The sequence below is a fragment of the Pseudomonas sp. App30 genome, from assembly GCF_047947025.1.
In the GTDB taxonomy this organism is placed as follows: domain Bacteria; phylum Pseudomonadota; class Gammaproteobacteria; order Pseudomonadales; family Pseudomonadaceae; genus Aquipseudomonas.
Genome location: NZ_CP133165.1, coordinates 6,024,508 through 6,042,907, shown reverse-complemented (window position 1 = coordinate 6,042,907; position 18,400 = coordinate 6,024,508). Strand labels below are relative to the sequence as shown.

The window sequence follows — 18,400 nt, the reverse complement described above, 5'->3', positions numbered from 1 at the left end:
TGCCCTCACTTCAACTGTGCCAGCGCCTGGCGGAACGCCGGCGGCAGGCCCTTTCCCAGCTGCAGCGTGCCGTCGCCCTGGGTCATGATCTGCATGCGCGCCAACCATTCCTCGTACTCTGGCGCCGGGCGCAGGCCCAGGGTCTTGCGCGCATACAGGGCGTCGTGGAACGAGGTGGTCTGGTAGTTGAGCATGATGTCGTCGGAGCCGGGGATGCCCATGATGAAGTTGATGCCGGCCACGCCCAGCAGGGTCAGCAGCATGTCCATGTCATCCTGGTCGGCTTCGGCGTGGTTGGTGTAGCAGATATCGCAGCCCATGGGCACGCCCAGCAGCTTGCCGCAGAAGTGGTCTTCCAGGCCGGCGCGGATGATCTGCTTGCCGTTGTACAAGTACTCGGGGCCGATGAAGCCGACCACGGTGTTGACCAGGAACGGCTTGAAATGCCGGGCCACGGCGTAGGCGCGGGTCTCGCAGGTCTGCTGGTCGACGCCGTGGTGGGCATTGGCCGACAGCGCGCTGCCCTGCCCGGTCTCGAAATACATGAGGTTCTGGCCGACGGTGCCACGCTTCAGGCTCAGGCCAGCCTCGTAGCCTTCGCGCAGCAGTTCCAGGCTGATGCCGAAGCTGGCGTTGGCCGCCTCGGTGCCGGCGATGGACTGGAACACCAGGTCCAGCGGCACGCCGCGTTCGATGGCGGCGATGGACGAGGTGACGTGGGTGAGCACGCACGACTGGGTGGGAATCTCGTAGCGCTGGATGACGCCGTCGAGCATGCGCAGCAGGTCGCTGATGGCGCTGAGGCTGTCGGTGGCCGGGTTGATGCCGATCATGGCGTCGCCGTTGCCGTACAACAGGCCATCGAGCACGCTGGCGGCGATGCCGGCGGGGTCGTCGGTGGGGTGATTAGGCTGCAGCCGCGTGGACAGCCGCCCGCGCAGGCCTACGGTGTTGCGGAATCGAGTGACCACGCGGATCTTCTGCGCCACCAGCACCAGGTCCTGCACGCGCATGATCTTCGACACCGCCGCGGCCATCTCCGGGGTAAGGCCCGGGGCCAGGGCGCGCAGCGTGGCTTCATCGGCCTCGTCGCCCAGCAGCCAGTCGCGCAGGCCGCCCACGGTCAGGTGGCTGACCGGGGCGAAGGCTGCAGCGTCGTGGCTGTCGAGGATCAGCCGGGTCACTTCATCGCTTTCGTAAGGGATCAGCGCTTCGTTGAGGAAGTGCTTGAGCGGCACGTCCGCCAGGGCCATCTGCGCCGCAGCGCGCTCGGCATCGCTGCCGGCGGCGACTTCAGCCAGGTAGTCACCAGAGCGGGCCGGGCTGGCCTTGGCCATCAGCTCCTTGAGGCTGTCGAAACGCCAGGCCAGGCCACCCACGGTATGCACGAAACCACTCATTTCAGGACTCCTTTCTCAAGCGTTGCCGGCCAGGGCGACACGGGCGGCGCCGCGGCCCAGCACGACCTTGCAGAATACCGCACCTGCAATCATCAGGCCGGCGAACACGCAGGCGATCTGGCCGTTGAACCAGACCATGGCGATCAGGCAGACCACGGCCAGCACCAGGGCGATGCCCGGCACCACAGGATAGCCCGGGGCGCGGAAGCTGCGTTCCAGGTTCGGTTCGATCTTGCGCAGGCGGAACAGGCTCAGCAGGCTGATGATGTACATCACGATAGCGCCGAACACCGACATGGTGATCATCGCCGCGGTCAGGCTCATGCCCTGCAGGTTCACCAGGCCGTCGCTGAAGATGGCCGCGATGCCGATCACGCCGCCGGCGAGGATGGCGCGGTGCGGGGTCTGGAAGCGCGACAGCTTGGCCAGGCCGGCCGGCAGGAAGCCGGCACGGGCCAGGGCGAAGAACTGCCGCGAATAGCCCATGATGATGCCGTGGAAGCTGGCCACCAGGCCGAACAGGCCGATCCACACCAGCATGTGCATCCAGTTGGAGTTGTTGCCCACCACGGTCTTCATGGCCTGTGGCAACGGGTCGTTGAGGTTGGACAGGGCCTTCCAGTCGCCCACGCCGCCGGCAAAGACCATGGTGCCGATGGCCAGCACCACCAGGGTGAGGATGCCGGTGATGTAGGCACGCGGGATGGTCTTCTTCGGGTCCTTGGCTTCTTCGGCGGCCATGGCCGCGCCTTCGATGGCAAGGAAGAACCAGATGGCGAACGGAATGGCCGCGAACACGCCGGACAGCGCGCCCAGGCTGAAGGTGTCACTGCCGGCCCAGCCGCCCAGCACGAAGTTGCTGAAGCTGAAGCCCGGCGCTACCACGCCCATGAACACCAGCAGTTCCAGCACCGCCAGCACCGTGACCACCAGTTCGAAGGTGGCGGCGATGTTGACGCCGATAATGTTCAGGCCCATGAACACCAGGTAGGCGCCGGCGGCGGCCCACTTGGGGTCCAGCCCCGGGAACTGCACGTTCAGGTAGGCGCCGATGGCCATGGCGATGGCCGGTGGCGCGAACACGAACTCGATCAGGGTGGCCAGGCCGGCGATCATCCCGCCGCCCACGCCAAAGGCGCGCAGGCTGTAGGCGAACGGGCCGCCAGCGTTGGGGATAGCGGTGGTCAGTTCGGTGAAGCTGAAGATGAAGCAGGTATACATCACCGCCACCATCAGCGTGGTCACCAGGAAGCCCAGGGTGCCGGCGGTGCCCCAGCCGTAGCTCCAGCCGAAGTACTCGCCGGAAATCACCAGGCCCACGGCGATGCCCCACAGATGGAGGGTGCCCAATGTCGGTTTGAGTTGCGTGCTGCTCATTGTGTCGTACCTTCGAGAGGATGCCTGGGGCCCAGCATATCGAAGCATTTGCTTACAAGACTTGACCGGTAAAACCGGCTTTTGTGCCCTGCGGTCAAGTTTGGCGAAGGGTGCGCAATGGCGGGGCATGGCCTGCGGCCGACGCACCACAACGGCCCTCGGCGTACCGTGGGAGCGGGCTCTGCCCGCGAAGAACACACCACGGTCCGTCAGAAAGCCTGCAGTGCAACCTTCGCGGGCAGAGCCCGCTCCCACAGGGTTACCGGAATTCCCAGTCAGGGGGCCGGTGATTGCAGCTTATCGGCCGTTCAGGCCTCTACACCGCCGGAAACATGAACCCGGAACAACTCTTGCTTGAAGTTTTTTCATGATGCCCCCGCTGACAAGGTAACCGCCATGCCCCCTTCGCTGTTCTCCCCCGCCGCGCACCCAGGCTCCCGGGCGAACAACCGTGGGGTGTTGTCGGCGGCGGCCAACGGCCTGGACCAGTTCATCACCCACCACGGCGGCGACCTGGACCGGGTGTTCGGCCATGCCGGCATCGACGCTGAACAGCTACGCCACCCCACGCTGAGCCTGGCGCTGCCCAACTATTGCCAGGTGCTGGAAGAAGCCGCACGGCAGACCGGCTGCGATAATTTCGGCCTGCGCTACGGCGAGCAGTTCAAGCCCCAGGCCCTGGGGCTGCTGGGCTACGTGGGCCTGTGTTCGGCCACCCTGGAAGAGGCGCTGGTCAACTTCGCCCAGGCCTTCCCCTTCCACCAGCACAGCACCCTGATCCAGCTGGTGGACCAGGGCGAGTGTTACCGTTTCGACTATCAGGTGCGCCACGGCGCCATCCTCGAAAAGCGCCAGGACGCCGAGCTGACCATGGGCATGGCCATGAACCTGGTGCGCCACGTGCTGGGGCAGCACTGGGCGCCGCGCGAGGTGCAGTTCGAGCACGCACGGCCCATGGACTGGCAGGAGCACCGCGCGGTGTTCGACGCGCCGGTACGCTTTGACCAACCGTGCAACGCCATCCTGATTCCCAAGCAGGACCTGCAGGGCAAGCCCATGCCCGGCCATGACCCGGTGCTGCTGATGCTGGTGATGGATGCCATCCGCCAGCTGGGCGACGCCGATGCCGGCCCGGACCTGCTGGACCAGGCCCGCCAGGCCATTCGCGCGGTGTTGCACCAGGGCGAACCGGTGCTGGAACTGATTGCCGAACAGCTGGAACTCACCGATTCGGGCCTGCAACGCCGGCTGCGCGAGCGCGGCATCAGCTTCAGCCAGCTGATTGACGAAACTCGCCAGCTGCTGGCCCGCCAGTACCTGCGCCAGGCCAGCCTGTCGATCAGCGACCTGGCGCCGCTGTTGGGCTACTCGGAAACCAGCGCGTTCTCCCGCGCCTTCAAGCGCTGGTTCGGGATGAGCCCGCGGCAGTGGCGGCAGGCGGCCACGTGCTGAGCGCCTAGCGCAACAGATACCCGCGCATGAAGGATTTGGTCCCCGACCGGGAGGCAAAACCTGTCACGACCAGACGATTCGCGGTCGCCACGAACATGGCCTGCACTTTGTTGGTGTTGGGGTTGAACCCCACATCCCGTACAGTCACTACGCCCCCCTCGCCAAACGTTGGATCTAAGGCACCGTTCGCGCCAATACGGCCGAATGCAGGCCAGGTCTGAGCTGCATTCGCTGGGTTGTGCCGCACACCCGCGACAATGACGCCGCTGATAGGGTCCTGTGCACCATGCAACCAGGTCAGGTCGCCGAGGCCATCCTCCAAGAGCAAAGGCTCGCCCTGGTTGAGATCGGTGTCGTTACTGCCATCCTGGTTCACGCTTATCAACAGGGAGGAATGCTGGGTATCGGACAGTGCCTTGCCCAAGCCAACCACGGCCCATTTCAACTGATGTTTGAGCAAGCTTCCGGATACCGCGGCACTGGCCTGAGGAATAGCGTGGCGAACAAAGCCGCCGGCGCCGAAGCCCTGGTCCAACACGCCGGCAAGCGTTACGCCGGCGAACACACCTGTGGCTCGTGCAGCGCCTGCCGCGGTTTCATCCCCGGCCACGATGAGACGATCGTAAGGCTCCGGGACCTCCAGCGCACGCAGATGCAGGTCGTGGTTTGCCTGGCCAGTGATGGCCAGGACCCCGGAACCATTGAATGCCGTGTCGAGCCGCCCCTGCAGGTCCAGGCTGATCAGCCTGTTGGGACGAGCGCCTTCGCCGCCGGCAAGAATATAGATGCCCCGCGGCGTGACCCGAGCGGTCAGTTGATCGAGGGTTTCCAGCCCCTCCAGCCCTGACTCCGGGCCGAGAATGGCATAGCCCGGCGTCGCAGGGTTGCCAAACGTCGGCACCAATTGAAGCTGGCGGGTCACCTTGCTCATAAACGGGAAATAACCCTGGCGCCCCGGCAGGGTCAACGCCCCCAGGACAACAATGCCGTCACCCTGCATGAATAAAGCCAGGCCAGACGCACTACTGCCCGTGGGGACCTGACTGTAGTACTCCCGACCCGTCGGGGTACCATAGTCGTAATGCTCTGCAACGTAGAAATAATCGGGATAAGACCATTGCCCGGTCACGTAGATACGCTTGTCGTCCACGGCATTATCGAAGGTTGCCCCATAGGCGACATGGGGCAGGATGTCCCCGTTTCCAACGCTAAAGAGCGGGTCTTGGCCGCCACTGTAAGTTTCAGTCGTCATGTCTGCAATCCAAGGGAGAGTGAATAGAGCTCCATTGGGCGCCCCCCCGCGTCGATATCACAACTGACAGAACTGACAGGAGCAAAATGGCCATCATCCCGCGTGTATCAGCTTTCCAACCCCAACCGCTCATGCCACTGGGCGATCGACTCCTGTGGGTAACCCTGGAATTGCTGGTCGCCCTTCTTCACCTGCACCTCCACCCACGGCGCCTTGGAATCGAGCAGCAGATGGGTGTGCTCCGGTGGCACCGGCAGCGGTGTGTCGATGGCACTGGCAAAGGGGTGGATCAGCTCCGGCCACTCCGGGCTGAACAGCCACAGCCCGCTGCCGCACCGGCTGCAGAAGTGCCGCTCGGCGCTGCTGACGTCGGTCTGGTTCAGGCGCGCATGGTAGATGCTGATGTGCTTGCGCCCCTTGACCTGCAAGGAAGCGGCGTCGCCGCCCAGGTTGATGGCGTAGCCGCCACCGCCCTGGGTCTTGCGGCAGATGGAGCAGTAGCAGCGCTGGTACGGATAGGGGTGCTGGCTTTCGAGGCTGAACGTGACGGCGCCGCAGTGGCAGGAACCTTCGAGCAACATGGCGGGACTCCCCGGTGGTTGAGCGTTGCTACTCTAGACCACCGGGCAACCCGCGCCGTTCACACCGTGCGCAAGGCCCGGCCACTGGCGGCGACGAACGCCAGCAACAGCACCATCACCCCCAGCGCCACCGCCAGGCTGCTGGCGTGGGCGATGAAGCCGATGGCCGCCGGGCCGATGAGGATGCCGGCGTAGCCCAACGAGGTCATGGCCGGGATGGCGACGCTCTGGGGCATGGTCTTCTGCCGGCCGACGGCAGTGAACAGCACCGGCACGATGTTCGAGCAACCGGCGCCCACCAGCGCGTAGCCGACCAGGGCCAACGCCCAGTTCGGCGCCAGGATCGACAACGCCAGGCCGGCCGCCGCCAGTGCGCCGCCGACGATCACCACGCGGGCGCCGCCCAGGCGGGTGACGATCACATCGCCGGTCAGGCGGCCGATGGTCATGGTGGTGGCAAACGCCGCGTAGCCGAGGCCGGCGTAGCGTGGGTCCATGCCATGGTCGCCCACCAGGAACACCGCGCTCCAGTCCAGCACCGCGCCTTCGGCCTGGAACACGATGAAGCACAGCACGCCCAGGAACAGCACGATGCCCCGGGGCCGCGCCAGCAGCGGGCCGGGCTCGCCGTTGCCGCTGGTCAGCAGGTGCGGGGCAGCGGCCCACAGCGCCAGCACGGTCAAGGCCACCACGCACAGCACCGCGGGCAGCGCCTCAAGGCCCAGGCTGAGCAGGCCGGTCATGCCCGCCGCCCCGGCAATGCCGCCAACGCTGAACAGGCCGTGGAAGCCCGACATCATCGCCCGGCCGCTGGCACGCTCCACCAGCACCGCCTGGATGTTCATGGCGCAGTCCAGGGCGCCGATGCCGGCGCCGAAGCAGAAGATCGCCGCCATCAGCAGCCACGGGTTGGCCACGGTGGCCAGCAGCGGCATCACCAGGCACATCACCGCGCTGCCCACCAGGATCACCCGGCGGCAGCCGACCCGGGCGGTGAGGTAGCCGGCCACCGGCATGGCCAGGATCGAGCCGGCGCCCAGGCATAGCAGCAACAGCCCGAGCATGCCGTCGTCGAGGCCGGCGCGCAGCTTGGCCAGGGGCACCAGCGGCGCCCACGACGACATGGCGAAACCGGCGATGAAAAAGGCCACGCGGGTGGAAAAGAATTCCTGCTTGCCAGGCTCCGCCTGGATTGCCGAAGAAGTGGAAGACATGGGGAGACAGCCTTATCTCGCTGAACGGAAATGTGCGAACTACCTTGGTGGCGCCCCAAAAAAATTGCAACCCCTACCCCCCGTAGCAGCGGCCGCAGGCCGCGTCCTGGGGTTACGCGGTGCCTGGGACGCAGCCTGGCGGCAGCTGCTACGGGCAATTTGCGCATTTTCCCCGTAGCAGCGGCCGAAGGCCGCGTCCCGCGGTTACACAAATGTCTTGCGAACTTGCAGGGCTTTTGTCGATCAGTTCCTAAGACCCCTGTCGGCAAGCAAGGAGAAATCGGGTGCTATCCATGAAGGCCAAAACATTTCTGCCCTGGGTGCTGGGCCTGCTGCTCAGTGTCAACCTCGCTACCGCGGCCACCCCAGCAGCCCCAGCGCCGGCGAAACCCGAGGTGCTGGTGCAGGGCGGCCTGCTCAGCACCCTGTCGTCGGGGATCGACGAGGTGCAGGACAGCCTCGACCTGGACGGGCACCTGGCGGACAGCTGGCGCCTGCGCGCCGACCGCGCCGCCGATGAAGTCGGCGACCTGGTCAACCAGCATTCGGCGCGCTCGGCCCTGAGCCTGGCCGGCGACTTCGCCCTGCTGACCCTGTGCTGGGTGGGTATCTTCGCCGTACTCAGCCTGCTGGGCCGCTGGATCGCCCGGCGCGCGGCGCGCCAGCGCTTCATCCACCAGCGCCCGCGGGTGCAGGGCCTGCTGGACTACCTGCTGCCGTTCACCGTGCCGGCGCTGATCAGCCTGCCCCTGACCCTGACCATCAGCCACAACCTCGACGGCTCCGTGGCTCGCGCCCTGGCCCTGTGCCTGGCCTACGCCACCAGCAGCGGCCTGGTGTCGAGTTCCATCATCCTCTGCCTGATCGTGCTGTTCGACAGCGGCCACCGCCGGACCGCCGTGCGCATCCTGCGCCAGCGCGCGCCGCGGCGGCTGTTCGTGATCGGCTTCCTGGCGGCCCTGGGCGATGCCCTCAACAGCCCGCAGATCGCCCGCCAGCTGGGCGGCAACATCACCGCCAGCCTGGCGGTGCTGTGCGGCCTGCTGGCGACCCTGGCCTTTGCCGTGCTGGTGATTCGCATGCGCCGCCCGGTGGCCCACCTGATCCGCGACCGTTCGCTCAAGCAACGCCTGGAACACCGCGCCGTGCAGGAGTCGCTGCGTATCTTCTCCGGGGTGTGGTACCTGCCTATCCTGCTGATGATCCTGGTGTCCATGGTGCACCTGATCGGCGCCGGGGCCGAGAGCCAGCAGGCGCTGCAAAGCGCCCTGCTGACCACCTTGCTGCTGGTGGGCACGGTGTTCCTCAGCACCTTGCTGCAGCACCTGTTCAAGCCCGGCGAAAATGCCCCGCGGCAAAGCCGCCGGCCCTACCTGGAACTGTTGCGCAACCTGGCCCACGCGCTGTCGCGCATCGCCATGGCCATCGCCTTCATCGAACTGCTGGGGCGCATCTGGGGCGTGTCGATCCTCACCTTTGCCGCGCAGAACTCCCTGGGCCGGGCCATCAGCGACTCGTTGAGCAGCATCGGCCTGATCCTGCTGGTGACCTGGCTGTTGTGGGTGGTGATCGACACCGCGATCCAGGAGGCGCTGACCCCGGCAGTGGGCAAGCGCGCCGGCCGCGAGCCCAGCACCCGGGTCAAGACCATCCTGCCCATGCTGCGCAACGCCACCAAGATCGTGCTGGTGGTGATCTGCGCCATCACCACCATGGCCAACCTGGGCATCAACGTCGCGCCGCTGCTGGCGGGCGCCGGGGTGGTGGGCCTGGCCATCGGCTTCGGCTCCCAGCAACTGGTACAGGACGTGATCACCGGGTTGTTCATCCTGATCGAGGACACCATCGCCATCGGCGACTGGGTGGTGCTCGACTCCGGCCACGCCGGCACCGTGGAAAGCCTGACCATCCGCACCCTGCGCCTGCGCGACGGCAAGGGCTTCGTGCACTCGGTGCCGTTCGGGCAGATCAAAGCGGTCACCAACCAGTCGCGGCAGTTCGCCTACGCGTTCTTCTCGGTGCAGGTCAGCTACGACAGCGACATCGACACCGCGCTGGAGCTGATCCGCGAGGCCGGGCGCTCCATCAGCGAGGACATCGTGCTCAAGCACAACCTGCAGGGCCCGCTGCAGGTGTTCGGGGTCGACAAGATGGACCTCAACGGCATCTCCCTGACCGCCCAGTTCCGCACCATATCCGGGGGGCAGTATGGGGTGAACCGGGCATTCAACGAGCGCTTGAAAAAGCTGGTGGACCAGAGCGACAACGTACGGTTTGCGCAGTACTCGCAGCCGGTGCTGGCGGTGTCGTGATCAGGGCTGTTCGCCGGCGAACACGCTCACCGCCTCCACCGCCCTGCCCGCCCCCTCGCAGATCTGCACGATCACCTCGCCTGCCTGGTCGGCCAGGGCCACGCTGCGACCGGCCTGCTCGCGGGTGGCGTCCATGCTGGCGATGGCCGAGCGGGTTTCCTGCTGGATGCGCTCGATCATCGCCGAGATCTCCGCGGTGGAGCCGCTGGTACGCCCAGCCAACTGCCGCACTTCGTCCGCCACCACGGCAAAGCCACGGCCCATGTCGCCGGCGCGCGCGGCCTCGATGGCAGCGTTCAGGGCCAGCAGGTTGGTCTGGTCGGCGATACCGCGAATGGTATTGACGATGGTGGTGATCTGCTCGGAACGCTGGCCCAGGTGGCCGAGCATCTGCGAGGAATGGTCGATGTTAGTGGCGATCTCGCGCATCTGCCCGGCGGCCTGGTGGATCACCTCGGTGCCCTGCTCCGCCGCCCGGCGGGTGTCACGGGAAATGTGATAGGCACGGGCGGCGCTCTGGCCGTCTTCGGCCTGCTTGAGGATGCGCGCGGTGATGTCGGAGGCGAACTTGACCACCTTCACGAGCCGCCCGCTGGCGTCGAATACCGGGTTGTAGTTGGCCTCCAGCCACAACACCTGGCCGCGCTTGCCCACGCGCTCGAATTGGCCGCTGAAGAACTCGCCCTTGTTCAGGCGCTGCCAGAAGCTCTGGTAGTCCTTGCCCTTGAGCACCGCGGGCGGGCAGAACAGGCCATGGTGCTTGCCACGGATTTCCCCCAGGCTGTAGCCGGTCACGGTGAGAAAGTTGTCATTGGCGCTGATCACCCGGCCGTCGGGCTCGAACTCGATAACCGCCATGGCCCGGTCGATGGCGTGCAGGCGCCCCTGGGCGTCGTTGTCGCGCTGCACGCGGCCCGTCACGTCGGTGGCGTATTTCACCACTTTCACCACCCGCCCCTGGGCGTCGCGCACGGCGTTGTAGGTGGCTTCCAGCCAGATCGGCGCGCCGCTGGCGTCCACGCGCTGGAAGGTGTCGGCAATGAATTCACCGGCCCTCAGGCGCGCCCACAACTGGCTGTACCCGGCGCTGCGGGCGTAGTCGGGGCTGCAGAACAGGCGGTGGTGCTGGCCGATGACCTGCTCGGCGCGGTAGCCCAGGGTGCGGAGAAAGTTGTCGTTGGCGCGCAGCACCACGCCGTCGAGATCGAACTCGACCACCGCCATGCTGCGTTCGATGGCGGCCAGCAGGCTGGTCTGCTGGGCCAAGCGTTGTTCCAGGTCGGCATTGGCCTGCCGCAGGCGGGAGCTGAAGAACATGGTCGCATCTCGTATACGCAAGGTGAGGTTGATGCTCGACCTTGAGCAGACAGACGTACATGTCGATCGCTGGCCCGGGGGCCACTGCAGCGTCGTGTCGGGGAGTTGATAGCAATGTGCCAATACTCACCAGATCCTATACAAGACCTGTACAAAGCTCAACGCCCCGTCAATAAAAAATGGTACGGACGTGCCGCGCCGCACGAAAAAAAACCGCCCCCTGAAACAGGAGGCGGTCGCGGGTTACGGCATTCGACTCAGTGCATGAACAGCGCGATCAGGATGATGACCGGGATCGGCACGCCGAGGAAAAACAGCAGTAGTGAGCGCATGGTGATTCTCCTGTTAGCGGATCGGGGCGGTGGTGGTGTACGCGGTGGCAGGGATGATCACCACGGCGTCACGGCGGCGACCGCCGTAGGTAGCCGCCAGGCTGGCGAAGAAGGCACCGCACAGCAGGGCGACGAACATCCACAGCGAGGTGTAGGCGGCAACCTTGGCGGCGGCGTCAGCGGCTTTCTGCGCGGCGACCTTGGCGTCTTCCACGGCCTGGCGGGCCTGGCCGTAGACCTGGTCCACGCGCTGCTGGGCCTGCTCGGGCGTCAGGTTGGTGCGTTGGGCCACCAGCTGTGCCAGGTAGGCACGGTCCTCGGTGCTCAGTTGCCCGCCGTTGTTGACAGTGCGGGCGAACACACGGGTGACCTGGGCGTGGGCGGCGTCATCGCTGACGGCGGCCGGGCGGTCGTCACGGAACAGGGTGTCGACGAAGTAGCCGAACGGGTCGCTGTTGCCCGAGGCCTGGGCGCCGGCAGAGGCGCTGGCGGCAGTCACGGCGCCGGAGGCCATGGTGGCGCCGGCTTTCACGCCGCCACCGACCACGCCGCTGACCGAACCCACCACCAGGGTGGCGGTCACCAGGGTGGCCACGGCCCAGGCCAGGAAGCCATGGGCGGTGTCGCGGAAATACACCTCGTCACCGTGCACGGTGGCCCACTTCACCCGCAGGCGGCCGGCGATATAGCCGCCCATGCCCGAGGCGATGATCTGGGTCAGGGCCAGCCAGACAATGGCCGACACCCCCAGGGTCTTGGCGCTGGCGCCCTCCCCGGCCCACGGCGACACCGCCGAGAAACCAAGGCCGAAGCCCAGCAGCACGAGTATCAGCGACAACGCGGCGGCCGCGGCGGCCCCGGCGAATATCGCTGCCCATGAAACGCCCGAGTGGTTGGACCCCTCGGCGGCAGTGGTAGCAAGTTCAGCGTTCGTGATCATTATTGTGGTGCTCCCGGCAAACAGTCAGTGAGACATGCACAGGGAGTGGTGCAGCCCTCATGCCAGCGGCGGCGGAAACTTGTTGTCTTTTAATTCAAGCACTTACTAATCCCGTCGGGAAAAGCGTCATGCAAAGTGCATGATTGGCACCCGCGGCGGCAGGCGTAATGCATCCCCATGGCTTCATGATGGGCGTGCCGGCGCTGTGCTTAGATGAGGGCTGTGCCCATTAGCCTTGCCGGAGCTGCCATGTCCTCGTCCCTTAAAGACCACCTGCGCTTTCACCGCGAACACGATCACCTGAACACTACGTTCGGCAATGACACCTTCGCCCTCAAGGCCGAGGCGTTTGCGCGCTTCTTCGGCACGCCGACCTTCCTGGGCGCGCAGACCCTGGTGGTGGCGCTGTGGGTGCTGGCCAACGTCACCGGGCTGACGACCTTCGACGTCTACCCGTTCATCCTGCTAAACCTGGCCTTCAGCCTGCAGTCGGCCTATGCCGCGCCGTTGATTTTGCTGGCACAGACCCGCCAGGCAGCGCGGGACAAGGCGCAATCGGAGGCTGACGCGTTGCACCGCGAGGACCTGGCCAAGGCCAACGTCGAGCGCCAGGAACGGGCGGAAAAGAATACCGCGCTGCTGTTGCAGCTGATGGACCAGAACACCCAACTGACCGAGACCACCCGCCAGTTGGCCGAGCGGGTGGAGACGTTGACCAAACAGATTCACGAAAAGCTGGTGTGAGCCGTGGCCGTGTTCGACGCGGCCCAAGGGCCGCTGCTACAGGTAGTGCCATTGCACCCGGTTGCGTAGCCGCTTGCGCAAAGCGGATGTAGGGGTTGCCTCGCGCCGACCAATCCGAGTAAGGTTCGCCCGCCGCTGCACATCAGCGGTGCAGGATTGGCGTCCTGGTCGTATGGAGCAGATGGGAAGCCGCTATTAGCGGTCTTCTTCCCATTTGCGGCATGGTTGCGCCTGTTATGGGCGGGGCCGTGCGTGGGTGCCTTCGGGCACGCCGGCCCTACGACCGGTACGCCAACCCGTACGGCTTCGCCCACCTGATTGGCGTCAGGAGGGCGTTCATCACTTCGTAGGATTCAAACCATGCATAACCCAACCCGCTTAACCGCCTCAGCTTCCACCCAGCTGCAATCCCTTATCGCCTTGCTCGATAACCTCGCGCCATCCCAGGCTAACCCCGATAATCTAATCAGCCCCGACCTCCAGGCGCTGGTACTGCGACAGTTGCGCGAAGCGCTCGAAGCGTGCCCAGGCGACGCGGTAGTTCGGCACCACGCTGTTCGATCATTGGGATACCTGCGCTTGAACGCCGAAGAAAAAACGCTGGTAGAAAACCTGCGCTGGACCCGCCACAAAGGCCGCGACAAGGTGTACCGCCTGGCCGAGCAAATGCGCCTGCAAAAGCCCTGGTAACCCATCCCCGTAGCAGCAACTGTCTTGACATGGCGTCGTCTGCATCGCGACTAAAGTCAGCTCCTACACCGTTCGTGGTAGGAGCCGGCCTTGGCCGCGATGCGGGCGACGCGGTCCATGGAGTATCCGCATTCGCGTAGCAGCTGCCGCCAGGCGGCGTCCGGCTGCAGCGCGGTATGCCTGGGAATCCACTGCACCTGCGGACGAGGTTCAGGGTACCTCGTCGATCGCGTTGCCTGCATCGCGGCCAAGGCCGGCTCCTACCGAGTACGGCGTAGGAGCCGACTGTAGTCGGCGATGCGGACGACACCGTTTCAAGACCGTTGCTGCTACGGGTGCAGTGTGCGCGATTGCTGTAGCCGCTGCCGCAGGCGGCGTCCCGTCGCAATACCGTGGCGCGGCCTGTCGGCTTAATCCTTCAGGGCCTTGCCCAGGGTCTCGATGTTGGCGCGGTAGAAGCCCAGGTAGGTGCTGGCCGGGCCGCTGGCGGTGAGGGCGTCGGAGTACAGCGTGCCGCCGATGCGCGCGCCGCTTTCCTCGGCGATCTGCTTGAGCAGGCGCGCGTCCTCGATGTTCTCGATGAACACCGCCTTGATATGGTCGGCGCGGATCTGGCGGATCAGCGCCGCCACCTCGCCAGCCGACGGCTCGCGCTCGGTGTTCAGGCCCTGGGGCGCCAGGAACTGGATGCCGTAGGCCTGGCCCAGGTAGCCGAAGGCGTCGTGGGAGGTGACGATGCGGCGGTTGCCCTCGGGCAGGCTGTCGAAGGTCTGCTTGGCCACGGCCAGCAGCGCCTGGATCTGTGCCACGTAAAGGTCGTGGTTATGCTGGTACTGGCTGGCGTGGGCCGGGTCCACCTGGACCAGGCCACGCAGGATGTTGCCGGCATAGATCTCGGCGTTGGCCAGGCTGTTCCAGGCGTGCGGGTCGGGCACGGTCTGGCCTTCTTCATCGAGGGTGCGCGGCAGCACACCCTGGCTGGCCTTGATCACCTTGGCGCGGGTCTCGCTACTGGTCACCAGGCGGTCCAGCCAGGGTTCGAACGACAGGCCGTTCTCGATGATCAGGTCAGCCTGCTGCACGTGCTTGGCGTCGTCGGGGGAAGTCTCGTAGACGTGGGCGTCCTGGTCGGCGCCCACGACGTTGTCCAGCTGGATGTAGTCGCCACCAATCTGCCGAGTCATGTCGGCAAGAATGCTGAAGCTGGTCACCACCTTCACCTTGTCGGCGGCCTGGGCGAAAACGGGCAACAACACGGACAACAGCAGGATCAACGCGCGCATGGTTCGACTCACTGGGGGATGGGCGACCCGTCACGGCGCAGCACGCCATGCACCGGGCCAAACAGCACGGACAACAGGTAGCCGGCACCGGCCACCACGACAATCGCCGGGCCACTGGGCAGCGACAGGTAATAGGACAGCAAAAGGCCCAGCCACACCGACACCGAGCCGATCAGCGCCGCGCACAACAGCAGCACCGGCAGGCGCCGGCTCCAGAAGCGCGCGGCGGTGGCTGGCAGCATCATCAGGCCGACCATCATCAACGCGCCGATGGCCTGGAAGCCGACCACCAGGTTGAGCACCACCAGCCCCAGGAACAGGCCATGGGCCAGCGGGCCGAAGCGGCTGACGCTGCGCAGGAACAGCGGGTCGAGGCTATCGAGCACCAGCGCCTTGTAGATCAGCGCCAGCACCGCCAGGCTGCCGATGGCCACCCAGACCATGGCGTCGAGGGTGGTCTTGTCCACCGCCAGCGCCGAGCCGAACAGCAGGCCCAGCAGGTCCAGGCGCTTGCCCGCCAGGCCCAGGATCAGCACCCCGGAGGCCAGGGAAATGGGGTAGATAGCCGCCAGGCTGGCGTCTTCGCGCAGGCCGGTGTTGCGGCTGATCCACGCCGCCAGCCCCGCCACGGCCAGGCCGGCGGTGAGCCCGCCCAGGGTCAGGGCCGGCAGCGACAGGCCAGCGATCCAGAAGCCGGTGGCCGCGCCGGGCAGGATGCCGTGGGCGATGGCGTCGCCGATCAGGCTCATGCGCCGCAGCACCAGGAACACCCCCAGCGGCGCGGCGCTGGCGGCCAGCAGCAGGCCGCCGAACAAGGCACGGCGCATGAAGGCGAATTCAACGAAGGGTTGCCACAGGTGCGCCAGCATCAGGCCACCTTGCGCAGGCTGGCGCCGGCGATCAGCTGTTCACTCTGATCCAGCCGGCAGCCCTGGGGCGAGATCAGCAGGCATTGGTCGATGCGCTCGCGCACCGCCGCCAGGTCGTGGCACACCAGCACCAGGGTGCGGCCCTGGTGGTGCCATTGCAGCATCTGCTGCCACAGCAGGGTCTGGCTGGCCTCGTCCAGGCTGGCGTCGGGTTCGTCCAGCAGCAGCAACGGCGCCTCGGTGAGGCTCAGGCGCGCCAGCAACGCGCGCTGCAGTTCGCCGCCCGACAGCGCCTGCAGGTGGCGGTTTTCCAGGCCACCCAGGCGCCAGTCGTCCATGGCCCGGCCCAGGCGCACGCGGCGCTCGGCACGGCTCAGGCGGCTGCCCCAGAAGCCGGCGCTGACCAGCTCGCCCAGGCTGATGGGGAACTGCCGGTCGATGGCCTGCTGCTGCACCAAGTAGCCGATGCCGCCGGTGCGCGCGTCAACCTTGAGGCTGCCCGCCAGCGGCCGCTGCAGCCCGGCGATGCACTTGAGCAGGCTGCTCTTGCCGCAGCCGTTGCCGCCGATGACCGCGGTCAGGCTGCCGGCCGGCAGGTGCAGGTCCAGGGGCGGGGTCAGCGGGCGCGCGGCCGGGCCCCATTGCAGGTGTTGGCAGGTGATCAAGGGCGGCCCCCGGAACGAAGCGGGCAATAGAAGAAGGGCAATGGCATGGGTCTGGGCAGTGTCAGCGGGCAATGTTGGTTATGATATAACATCTTTTGCCACCACAGATGAAAAATCTGTCATCCCCCCGACGGTTCGTATTGCCCTGCTTTTCCCGTTATCCTGAGCGTCGTTCGCGCGCTGCGCCACGCTTTTGCTTTTCGCCTGCCCATTACAAGGAACCCATAATGTCCAAGATCATCCTGGTACTCAACGGCCCCAACCTGAACATGCTCGGCCTGCGCGAGCCGACCGTGTACGGCCACGAGACCCTGGCCGACGTCGAAGCCATGGCCACCCGCCGCGGCGAGGAGCACGGTTTTACCGTGGAGTGCAAACAGACCAACCACGAAGGCGTGTTGATCGACTGGATTCACCAGGCCCGCGGTCGCGTGGCCGGTATCGTCATCAACCCCGGCGCCTGGACCCACACCTCGGTGGCCATCCACGACGCACTGATCGCCAGCGAAGTGCCGGTGCTGGAAGTGCACATCTCCAACGTGCACAAGCGCGAAGCCTTCCGCCACCACTCCTATGTCTCGCTGGTAGCCCTGGGCGTGATCGCCGGCTTCGGCACCCAGGGCTACACCCTGGCCATCGACCGCTTCGCCACCCTTCTCAAATAAGCCGCCACATATCGTGCCTGTAGCAGCGGCCCAGGCCGCGTCCCCGGCGCCGCGTGCTTTCAGGCACACCGTTGGCGGGGCCGGACGCTGCCTTCGGCAGTTGCTACGGGGGCGCGAGCCGCCAAAATCCGGTCTATGCTTGCTGGACGCCGCTTCCCGAATGCCGTCAGGGTCGGCAAGCCATTGGAATATTTACCAAAACAGGGAGTACGCGATGACCGCAGCGGCGTTTGGCACCCTCAATTTGAGCCTCGGTGCGCTGGATGACCAAGTGATCGGCGAGGTGCGCAACCGCATCGGCCACATCACCCTCAACCGCCCCACCGAGCTGAACGCGCTGAACCTGGACATGGTGCGCACCGTGCAGGGCTACCTCGACGCCTACGCCAGCGACCCGCATATCCACGCAGTCATGCTGCGCGGCACCGGCCGTGGCTTCTGCGCCGGCGGCGATGTGCGCTGGCTGTACGACACCTACCTGGACGGCACCCAGCGCCACGAAACCTTCTTCACCGAGGAGTACGCCCTCGACCAGTGGCTGCATAACTACCGCAAGCCGGTGCTGGCACTGATGGACGGCTATACCTTGGGTGGCGGCATGGGCCTGGCCCAGGGCGCTGACCTGCGCATAGTCACCGAGCGCAGCCGCATCGGCATGCCCGAGGTGGCCATCGGTTATTTCCCCGACGTGGGCGGCAGCTACTTCCTGCCGCGCATTCCTGGCGAGCTGGGTATCTACCTGGGGGTCACCGGCGCGCAGATCCAGGCCGCCGACGCCTTGTACTGCGGCCTGGCCGACTGGTACGTGGACAGCGGCAAGCTGGCCACCCTGGATGAGCGCCTGGATAAGATCAGCTGGTCCGACTACCCGCTGAAAGACCTGCAAAGCGCCTTGGCCAAGCTGGGCGTGCAGACCTTGCCCAACGCGCCGCTGGACCGCCTGCGCCCGGCCATCGACCACTTTTTCGCGCTGCCCGACATCGCCAGCATGATCGAGCAGCTGCATCAGGTTACCGTCGCCGACAGCCATCAGTGGGCTGACGCCACCGCGCAGCTGATGAAGCAGCGCTCGCCACTGGCCATGTCGGTCACCCTGGAAATGCTGCGCCGGGGCCGCCACCTGAGCCTGGAAGCCTGCTTCGCCATGGAAATGCACCTGGACCGCCAGTGGTTCGCCCATGGCGACCTGCTGGAGGGGGTGCGGGCGCTGCTGGTAGACAAGGACAAGCAACCGCGCTGGCGGCCAGCCACCCTGGAGTTGCTGGACCGCAAGCAGGTGCAGCAGTTTTTCGAAGGGGTGTGAGGCC

16 protein-coding genes are annotated in these 18,400 nt (G+C 66.1%); 6 read left to right on the top strand and 10 right to left on the bottom strand.

Features of this window, described 5'->3' with window-relative positions; genetic code table 11:
* Positions 1-5 precede the first annotated feature (5 nt).
* Positions 6-1,400, bottom strand: coding sequence for an ethanolamine ammonia-lyase subunit EutB (locus RAM80_RS27850; RefSeq protein ID WP_416423599.1), 1,395 nt, complete (start codon positions 1,398-1,400; stop codon positions 6-8).
* A 15-nt stretch (positions 1,401-1,415) separates the two neighbouring features.
* Positions 1,416-2,777: an ethanolamine permease gene (eat, locus tag RAM80_RS27845; RefSeq protein ID WP_416423598.1), complete on the bottom strand. Its 1,362-nt coding sequence runs from the start codon at positions 2,775-2,777 to the stop codon at positions 1,416-1,418.
* A gap of 396 nt (positions 2,778-3,173) precedes the next feature.
* Between eat and RAM80_RS27840 the strand changes: the two genes are divergently transcribed.
* Entirely contained in the window at positions 3,174-4,229 is a 1,056-nt protein-coding gene (locus RAM80_RS27840; RefSeq protein WP_416423597.1) for an AraC family transcriptional regulator, read from the top strand.
* Positions 4,230-4,233: 4 nt separating this feature from the next.
* Here RAM80_RS27840 and RAM80_RS27835 read toward each other — a convergent pair whose 3' ends face one another.
* The 3 genes from RAM80_RS27835 to RAM80_RS27825 all read right to left on the bottom strand — a co-directional run bounded on the left by RAM80_RS27835 (position 4,234) and on the right by RAM80_RS27825 (position 7,276).
* Entirely contained in the window at positions 4,234-5,481 is a 1,248-nt protein-coding gene (locus RAM80_RS27835; RefSeq protein WP_416423596.1) for a hypothetical protein, read from the bottom strand.
* 107 nt (positions 5,482-5,588) lie between these two features.
* Positions 5,589-6,062 carry a GFA family protein gene (locus RAM80_RS27830; RefSeq protein ID WP_416423595.1) on the bottom strand — a complete coding sequence of 158 codons (474 nt, stop codon included), beginning with the start codon at positions 6,060-6,062 and terminating at the stop codon, positions 5,589-5,591.
* Positions 6,063-6,121: 59 nt separating this feature from the next.
* Positions 6,122-7,276 (bottom strand): MFS transporter, encoded by a 1,155-nt coding sequence (locus RAM80_RS27825; RefSeq protein ID WP_416423594.1) that lies wholly within the window; start codon positions 7,274-7,276, stop codon positions 6,122-6,124.
* Positions 7,277-7,569: 293 nt separating this feature from the next.
* Here RAM80_RS27825 and RAM80_RS27820 point away from each other — a divergent pair, with 293 nt between their 5' ends.
* The gene (locus RAM80_RS27820; RefSeq protein ID WP_416423593.1) at positions 7,570-9,588 is read left to right on the top strand and encodes a mechanosensitive ion channel family protein; all 2,019 of its coding nucleotides are present in this window, start codon (positions 7,570-7,572) and stop codon (positions 9,586-9,588) included.
* On the opposite strand, the gene RAM80_RS27815 is transcribed toward RAM80_RS27820, so the two are convergent.
* Entirely contained in the window at positions 9,589-10,905 is a 1,317-nt protein-coding gene (locus tag RAM80_RS27815) for a methyl-accepting chemotaxis protein (RefSeq protein ID WP_416423592.1), read from the bottom strand.
* A gap of 345 nt (positions 10,906-11,250) precedes the next feature.
* Entirely contained in the window at positions 11,251-12,177 is a 927-nt protein-coding gene (locus RAM80_RS27810; RefSeq protein ID WP_416423591.1) for a hypothetical protein, read from the bottom strand.
* Positions 12,178-12,426: 249 nt separating this feature from the next.
* Here RAM80_RS27810 and RAM80_RS27805 point away from each other — a divergent pair, with 249 nt between their 5' ends.
* Positions 12,427-12,921 carry a DUF1003 domain-containing protein gene (locus RAM80_RS27805; RefSeq protein WP_416423590.1) on the top strand — a complete coding sequence of 165 codons (495 nt, stop codon included), beginning with the start codon at positions 12,427-12,429 and terminating at the stop codon, positions 12,919-12,921.
* Positions 12,922-13,281: 360 nt separating this feature from the next.
* Positions 13,282-13,611 carry a hypothetical protein gene (locus RAM80_RS27800; protein ID WP_416423589.1) on the top strand — a complete coding sequence of 110 codons (330 nt, stop codon included), beginning with the start codon at positions 13,282-13,284 and terminating at the stop codon, positions 13,609-13,611.
* A 410-nt stretch (positions 13,612-14,021) separates the two neighbouring features.
* Here the strand turns inward: RAM80_RS27800 and RAM80_RS27795 are convergent, their stop codons facing one another.
* The 3 genes from RAM80_RS27795 to RAM80_RS27785 are packed head-to-tail and all read right to left on the bottom strand — an operon-like array spanning position 14,022 to position 16,428.
* The gene (locus RAM80_RS27795; protein ID WP_416423588.1) at positions 14,022-14,894 is read right to left on the bottom strand and encodes a metal ABC transporter substrate-binding protein; all 873 of its coding nucleotides are present in this window, start codon (positions 14,892-14,894) and stop codon (positions 14,022-14,024) included.
* A gap of 8 nt (positions 14,895-14,902) precedes the next feature.
* On the bottom strand, positions 14,903-15,763 hold the full coding sequence (locus tag RAM80_RS27790) for a metal ABC transporter permease (protein ID WP_416423587.1): 861 nt from the start codon (positions 15,761-15,763) through the stop codon (positions 14,903-14,905).
* Entirely contained in the window at positions 15,763-16,428 is a 666-nt protein-coding gene (locus RAM80_RS27785) for a metal ABC transporter ATP-binding protein (RefSeq protein WP_416423586.1), read from the bottom strand. Before RAM80_RS27785 ends, RAM80_RS27790 begins: the two co-directional genes overlap by 1 nt.
* A 227-nt stretch (positions 16,429-16,655) precedes the next feature.
* Between RAM80_RS27785 and aroQ the strand changes: the two genes are divergently transcribed.
* Together aroQ and RAM80_RS27775 are read left to right on the top strand one after the other, a co-directional pair.
* Positions 16,656-17,093 carry a type II 3-dehydroquinate dehydratase gene (aroQ, locus tag RAM80_RS27780; protein WP_416423585.1) on the top strand — a complete coding sequence of 146 codons (438 nt, stop codon included), beginning with the start codon at positions 16,656-16,658 and terminating at the stop codon, positions 17,091-17,093.
* Positions 17,094-17,307: 214 nt separating this feature from the next.
* The gene (locus RAM80_RS27775) at positions 17,308-18,396 is read left to right on the top strand and encodes an enoyl-CoA hydratase/isomerase family protein (protein ID WP_416423584.1); all 1,089 of its coding nucleotides are present in this window, start codon (positions 17,308-17,310) and stop codon (positions 18,394-18,396) included.
* Positions 18,397-18,400: the final 4 nt, after the last annotated feature.

Excerpts from the sequence above, each read along its gene's own strand:
- RAM80_RS27850 (WP_416423599.1), bottom strand. The coding sequence starts at position 1,400 with ATGAGTGGTTTCGTGCATACCGTGGGTGGCCTGGCCTGGCGTTTCGAC.
- eat (WP_416423598.1), bottom strand. The coding sequence starts at position 2,777 with ATGAGCAGCACGCAACTCAAACCGACATTGGGCACCCTCCATCTGTGG.
- RAM80_RS27840 (WP_416423597.1), top strand. The coding sequence starts at position 3,174 with ATGCCCCCTTCGCTGTTCTCCCCCGCCGCGCACCCAGGCTCCCGGGCG.
- RAM80_RS27835 (WP_416423596.1), bottom strand. The coding sequence starts at position 5,481 with ATGACGACTGAAACTTACAGTGGCGGCCAAGACCCGCTCTTTAGCGTT.
- RAM80_RS27830 (WP_416423595.1), bottom strand. The coding sequence starts at position 6,062 with ATGTTGCTCGAAGGTTCCTGCCACTGCGGCGCCGTCACGTTCAGCCTC.
- RAM80_RS27825 (WP_416423594.1), bottom strand. The coding sequence starts at position 7,276 with ATGTCTTCCACTTCTTCGGCAATCCAGGCGGAGCCTGGCAAGCAGGAA.
- RAM80_RS27820 (WP_416423593.1), top strand. The coding sequence starts at position 7,570 with ATGAAGGCCAAAACATTTCTGCCCTGGGTGCTGGGCCTGCTGCTCAGT.
- RAM80_RS27815 (WP_416423592.1), bottom strand. The coding sequence starts at position 10,905 with ATGTTCTTCAGCTCCCGCCTGCGGCAGGCCAATGCCGACCTGGAACAA.
- RAM80_RS27810 (WP_416423591.1), bottom strand. The coding sequence starts at position 12,177 with ATGATCACGAACGCTGAACTTGCTACCACTGCCGCCGAGGGGTCCAAC.
- RAM80_RS27805 (WP_416423590.1), top strand. The coding sequence starts at position 12,427 with ATGTCCTCGTCCCTTAAAGACCACCTGCGCTTTCACCGCGAACACGAT.
- RAM80_RS27800 (WP_416423589.1), top strand. The coding sequence starts at position 13,282 with ATGCATAACCCAACCCGCTTAACCGCCTCAGCTTCCACCCAGCTGCAA.
- RAM80_RS27795 (WP_416423588.1), bottom strand. The coding sequence starts at position 14,894 with ATGCGCGCGTTGATCCTGCTGTTGTCCGTGTTGTTGCCCGTTTTCGCC.
- RAM80_RS27790 (WP_416423587.1), bottom strand. The coding sequence starts at position 15,763 with ATGCTGGCGCACCTGTGGCAACCCTTCGTTGAATTCGCCTTCATGCGC.
- aroQ (WP_416423585.1), top strand. The coding sequence starts at position 16,656 with ATGTCCAAGATCATCCTGGTACTCAACGGCCCCAACCTGAACATGCTC.
- RAM80_RS27775 (WP_416423584.1), top strand. The coding sequence starts at position 17,308 with ATGACCGCAGCGGCGTTTGGCACCCTCAATTTGAGCCTCGGTGCGCTG.